This window comes from Methanobacterium sp., assembly GCA_012838205.1.
In the GTDB taxonomy this organism is placed as follows: domain Archaea; phylum Methanobacteriota; class Methanobacteria; order Methanobacteriales; family Methanobacteriaceae; genus Methanobacterium.
Genome location: DUPR01000013.1, coordinates 1 through 6302 on the forward strand (window position 1 = coordinate 1; position 6302 = coordinate 6302).

Below are 6302 nucleotides of genomic sequence, written 5' to 3' on the forward strand. Positions count from 1 at the left end.
AAACTCTACCCGCTTTTCTTTAATATCCTATTTGACGACTAACCCTTAATGCAAGGGCTGCTGTTAAAAGAATTGTTGGCAAACCCTGAGATTTGGGGGCCAGAGACAAATCAGCAACCCACAACCCCTCAGGCAAACAAGATGGTTTCATCTCAGGCACATCTTTTTTTCCAAGGGGCACTGTGCCACCAAGATGCCCCCCATTATGAACTCCCCTAACAAAAGGACCAGAAACACCAGCGCCTTCCATAACTTCCTTGGCCTGTTTTATTGCAATATGCAGCCGATCATGGTCGTGTTCAGTGAGTGACTTTCTAATTTTACCATCAGCACAAACCTTACCTTTTTCTGTATCAGCTAATTTTACCATTAAACCAACCCTGTCTTCTATTTTAACATTCCTCCAGGGCTTATGGAAAAAATGAGATAAAATATCAGGATATGGGGAGAGAATATAATCTTTATGTGAGGTATACCATGCCATGGGTGGTTCTTCAATCTGCCGCGCACCAGGTAAAACTCCACCTAAAGTTAAAACAATATCTGCCCATAAATTATCCTCTGCTTTTAGTCCAGAGTTTTTAAGTATCTGGGCAGTTCCAATAGCTCCAGCCGAGAGAATAATCACATCAGCCATATATCTTGTTTTCCTACCACCTGATTGTACTATAACTCCAGTTGCTTTTCTATCCTCTAAAATTACTTTGATAACTGGAGATCTGCATTTAAGAACTGCACCTTTCTGGACTGCTTCTTTAAGGAATTTAGTAGAATCCCAACGCGCCCCACGATCACAACCCAACTCACATAGGCCACAAAATTGGCAACGACTAATTTTAACAGCTTTAGGTGTTGGTTGGGGGTTCAAACCCATATTTTCGGCTGATCGATACATTTTTCGTGTCACAGGCCTCCAAACGTCCATAGGAATGGGTTTTGGGTCAATTTCATCTAATAATTCATCATATTCTCTAGTTAAATCCAATCCTATCTCTTTTAAACCTCGATCTGCTCTCACCAGATTCCCACAAGATAACACTGTGGAACCACCAGTTGTAAGTCCCCTTACCAGTATTAGTTCCGGGGATGATTGTTGCATGTTCATTGGTGGGAAAAAATGTTTAAAAGTTTTTCCACCTCCAAGAAGTCCGAAACGGCGAAGAGGTTCAGCCCAGGATAAGTGTCGGGTGAATGGTTTGAAAGGGGATCCAGCTTCCAATATTAATACTTCAAAACCACTAGATTGAAGTTCACGCGCTGCAGTAGCCCCTCCAGCACCACTACCCACAACTATGGCTTTCATTTAGCATCATCCTCAAATTGGATTGATGCCATACAACAGGAAGCCCCATCTGTCATACGTTCAGTGAAATTCATTTTAATATGTGGGTTTAATCCCTGCACTACACCTTCATCAGCACCACTTAGAACCTTACAAGTATCACTGGTGTAATATTTAGATAAACTACAGTGATTAACCACCAGGAACATGCCATTTTCATATTCTTTTACACGGAACTCTATTCCCAACACTTTATACAGTATCTTGGCAGCAGTGATCAGATCTTCTAAGCTATTTCCCACTCCCAAAAGTTTCCTGAATTTCTTTCCCAATAACAAACCTTCATTAAACATGGTTTTGTACCCTAGTTCCATTGCATGTTCATGACCTAAAGCTTTGATCAACTCTTCCGTCTTTTCATTATGTATGATGGCCATATCTCTTCTTCTATCCTCAATATTCCCGGTTAAAACTATGGCTGATGCTTTGTCACATTTTGCATCAGAATTTTCTGAATCATCTAATAACTTATCCAAGCCGGAAATGGTGTATTTAGCCAATTCATCTAACCCTTTCTTTTGAAACTTTTTTGGCGTCCACCAAGATAAAAACCGTAATTTAAATCCCATCATCTACCTCCTCATGGCCAAAATGTAAAATAAGGTTTTCTGGCTTTTTAAGGTAGTTATTGGGATTTTTAATGTAAATTGAATCAATCACATTCTGATAACGTTTGGTTATGATCTTTCTTTTAAGTTTCATATTAGCAGTTAACTCCCCTCCATTAATGGAAAGATCATCAGAAAGAATAACCCATTTTTTAACTTGTTCAGGGTGTGAAAGATGATTGTTAAATTCATTGATGCTCTTAGATATTTTTTCAGGGTTGTAATCACTATCTGCCCATAAAAGACTACTTAAGTAAGGTTTACCTTCGCCCACCAGCATCACTTCATTAACACCAGGAGTATCACGCAGCAAAGCCTCTATACGGAGGGGATCAATACTTTTACCATATGAATTGATTATTAGTTCTTTTTTCCTACCAGTAATTACCAAGCTCCCTTCAGATGTTAAATATCCAAGATCACCAGTTTTCAGCCACCCATCCTCCATGGGTGGGTTGGAATCTGTTTTGAAGTAACCTAGAGTTACTTGGGGTCCTTTTACCAATATTTCTCCATCTTCATCTGTCCTTATCTTGGTTTCAGGGAGAGGTTCACCAACAGTACCTATCTTGTTTTTCCCTTTACGATTAAGGGTTACCAGAGGTGCTTCAGTCAATCCATATGCGTTATGGATCTCTATCCCAAAATCATGGTAATCATTGATCATTTGGGAGCTTGAGGTGGCAGAGCCTACAATAAGTTGTGCACAATGGTTAAGCCCGGCTTTTCTAAGGAATGAACGCTTTATTAATGGTTTTAGTATTGTTTTTAATATTCCCTCTTTCATGTGGAGACAATGACCACCCCAAAACGAACTTTTCAATATTTTCCATAATTTTTCATAGAAACGGGGTACTGAGAAGAAAATAGTGGGTTTGACTTTAGGCAGAGATATTGCCAGATCATGAAAATTTTCTAAAAAGTAGATTTTTATGGATGCCGGCGCATAATATGGGGAAAATGTACCTAAAATTCCTTCAACCACATGATTCATAGGTAAAAATGATAAATATCTAACATCACTATTCCGGTCCTTCCATGGGGGTAATGATGCCATACTTTCAGCCATCCAGACTAGATGATGATGGTTAAAGCTAACTCCCTTGGGTTTGCCAGTGGTGCCAGAAGTGTAACGGATGGTGGCCAATTCATTGAATTCAACTGGAGCTTGGATATTTTCCGGGTTAATTTTAGAGTTTTTCCCATTTTCCAGGAATTTTTGCCAAGGAAGAACTGTTTCTGGAATCTTTTGATCTTCTCTGCAGAATGAAATCATCTCTAGTTCAAGATCAAGCTCATTTAAACGTTTCATCAAGTGAGAAGATCCAATAAACAATACTTTAGCTTGACATGCCTTTAGAATATTTTCTATTTCAACAGGAGGACTGGTGTAATAAAGGGGAACACTAACTGCTCCTAAAAGTCCTACTGCCACTTCCACTGTTAGGTAACGAGTGCTGTTAAAACCTACAATGGCCACACGATCTCCTTTTTCCAATTTCATTACTTTAAGAGAGTTTAAAGCAGCAATAATGTCGTTTTCAAGTCTGTCAACGGGTTTATTCCGGGGTTTACCATCAATCACATCATAATATTTCACGGGATAGCTTCGGCTTTTCAGACGATATAAAACTTGTTCGTGTACTGTGCGTTCTGAACGGTGAAAAAACCCATGATAAACAGCAAAATTTAGTAAATTTGGCAAGTATTCCTTCCAATCCAGCGGGCATGGTTGCCAATATTCTCTAATATTATCTTGATTAAAAACACGATTCTCATCCAAATATGGTGCCAGAGTAATTAGAATATTAAAAATACCTCTAGTATTATCTTTACGTGCAAATGATGATAATTTTCTAACTATTAATGAGATAGGGATAAAAATTGGGTGGGGAAGTTTGACATCGAGCTCAGTTATGGCCCATTTACGCACTTCTTCCAATAACTCTCGGATGTTGGGAAGATTAGAGTGGGGAGTAGTTAGATGAAAAGTTTTCCCACTAACTTGTGGATTGAAGGTTAAATTAGACACTGCACTAGCAACATAATCCACAGGAACCATATTCATAATTAAGAAGGGGCTTGTGGGTATTAAACGGAGTTTTCCAGTTAGATAAAGTCTTAATAAGGCATAAATTGTATTAAACGTTTTTATTTCACCTGTTTTAGAATCTCCGACTATCATTCCCGGCCTGAAAATAACAAAAGGCAAACCTGATTCTCGAACAGTTTGCTCAGCCTCATATTTGCTCTCTTCGTAGTTACTCCAAAAACCATCTTTTCCACTTAGTTCGTCTTCTCTTATTATTCCATCTCGTTTTCCAGCAACATAAGCGGTTGATATATGGGAAAATCCTTCAAAATGGCTATTTTTCGTAGCTTGATGTGCAATTTTTATCAAGTTACGTGTTCCTTGTAAGTTGGTCTTGCGAAGTTCTTCTAAGGGGGTGTGTAGACGAAGATCAGCTGCAGTGTGGATGATGTGACTTAAGTTTGAAACTACTTTTTTGAAATCATCTTCATTCAATCCAAGATTTTTTTTAGTAATATCTCCGGGCAGTACTTCTACTTTATCTTGCAGTGATTCTATAAGTTCGGGCCAGTCATACCATGCTCGCTTCAAACGCTCTAGAGCGTTGGATTTATTTTTTGCACGGATAATAGTGATTATCTTAATTTCAGGATTGGAGATTAATTGACGAGCTATTTGTGTACCTAAAAATCCATTTGCTCCTGTGAGTAATACTCGTTTCATTCAATCACCAAATTTTCCTTGAATAAATGATTCTAAAAGTAAAATATGGCCTATGATTGTTATTTTCATAATTTTATCTTCATTTTTTCTAATAATAATATTCCATCTTCGATTATTAAGTTCTATAACATCAGCATGCCTTTTGTTTGTAGAAACTTGCCAAGTATGATCCGGTTCTTTTGAGATAGACTTAACTGTTCTTGGAACCCTTTCTTCAAAACATCTTTCTGCAAATTATTATTTCCTAAAAGTAAACGTACCTTTTCTTGAATATCTTCCCATATGTTGGGGGCATCGTGGCTTATAAAGTAGTCTTGGTATAGGTTGAGGTCATGGTACAGTGAAGTGAGTCTGGGATCATGACCCACTGCTATCTGGGGAACACCGGCACTAAGGGATAAAACTGCAGAATGGTAACGGGAGGTAAGCAATAAATCCAGTTTGCAAAGTATAGAAGTCATCTGCGAAGCATTGTATTTTCTGGAGGAAAAAACTCTGCAATGATCCTTATTTTTCATATTTCGATGAATTTCTTCAGCTAGGGGTTGATCCAGTTCTTCCATACATATAAGGGCAACATTTTTTCCATATTCTCCTATTATCTGGTCTGCTATCTTACTCCAACCTTTAATCAGCTTTTCACGAATTTTCATCCGATTATTTGAGCGTGAGAAATAATACGGCCATTTGTAAAGGTTTTCTTTCCTTCCCCATGGACGGATTACCACTGGCCAGAGAGAAAAATCAACCATAGCTAAGCCTACAATTCCATTATTTTCAACTTCCGGCCATATTTTTTCCATCAAATTTTGGTCATCAGGTTCTATTTGGAAGTTGAAAGCACAATCTGCAGTAGATGTGATTGGACTGGTTACTCCAATATTTTTAAGTCTTCTAGCAGCGTGTTTAGTTCGAGTAATTATTAGATCAGTTTTACTGGCTTCCTTTCTAACAAGCCAATTATTGAAGCGAGATAATTTCCCTGCATCTACAGCATAAGCAATGCAGGGTTTTTTTTGTTTATATGCACTATGGGTAGCCCAAAGGAATGCCCAGAGAAGTGCAGAAGTCCAAGTGTCCATGTAACAGCTTCCTTCAACCAGCAGTACCAGGTCATGTTTTTTTACGAGGCGGTTAATGGAAATGAAGAAGACTGCGGGAATAGGTGCGATGTGCAACTGTTTATCTTCTTTTAGATAACGGTGCAGATTTTCTTGGTTGAGGGTGGGAACTGTGATTTCTACTTGTGGGCCCAGTATGCTCTGAATATCCTCAATTATAGAAAGTAATCTGGCTTCAGATCCAGTGTTGTTGGCACCATTGTATCCCACCAGCAGAACTTTAAGATGTTGGTTGTTAGTTTCACTCATCTTTAATTCCTATGGATTTTTTTCTTCTCCTGGTCCCAAATCTCTCATCATAAAGAAGATTACCTTCAAAAGGATTCCAGTCAAAGCTTTGGTTAAAAAACCTATCTGGACGGGATAATAGTATTCCTTACCTGAGTAGAAATTGTAATCTGCAGGCAGATACTCATTCGCATTCTGGGATATAGTTTGGACTATACGAAAACCCATGTAATCTTTTAAACCAACAC

Annotated in this window: 5 protein-coding genes; all 5 read right to left on the bottom strand. The window is 38.3% G+C overall.

What is annotated here, in order from left to right:
- Positions 1-19: 19 nt before the first annotated feature.
- Positions 20-1303: a GMC family oxidoreductase gene (locus GXZ72_01955; protein ID HHT18313.1), complete on the bottom strand. Its 1284-nt coding sequence runs from the start codon at positions 1301-1303 to the stop codon at positions 20-22.
- Positions 1300-1911 (bottom strand): L-2-amino-thiazoline-4-carboxylic acid hydrolase, encoded by a 612-nt coding sequence (locus tag GXZ72_01960; protein HHT18314.1) that lies wholly within the window; start codon positions 1909-1911, stop codon positions 1300-1302. The genes GXZ72_01955 and GXZ72_01960 overlap by 4 nt, the downstream gene beginning before the upstream one ends.
- Positions 1901-4705 carry an AMP-binding protein gene (locus GXZ72_01965; protein HHT18315.1) on the bottom strand — a complete coding sequence of 935 codons (2805 nt, stop codon included), beginning with the start codon at positions 4703-4705 and terminating at the stop codon, positions 1901-1903. Before GXZ72_01965 ends, GXZ72_01960 begins: the two co-directional genes overlap by 11 nt.
- Positions 4706-4827: 122 nt before the next feature.
- Complete coding sequence (locus GXZ72_01970; protein ID HHT18316.1) at positions 4828-6075, bottom strand: polysaccharide pyruvyl transferase family protein; 1248 nt, start codon at positions 6073-6075, stop codon at positions 4828-4830.
- Positions 6076-6084: 9 nt separating this feature from the next.
- Positions 6085-6282 (bottom strand): hypothetical protein, encoded by a 198-nt coding sequence (locus tag GXZ72_01975; protein HHT18317.1) that lies wholly within the window; start codon positions 6280-6282, stop codon positions 6085-6087.
- Between the last annotated feature and the right edge of the window lie 20 nt (positions 6283-6302).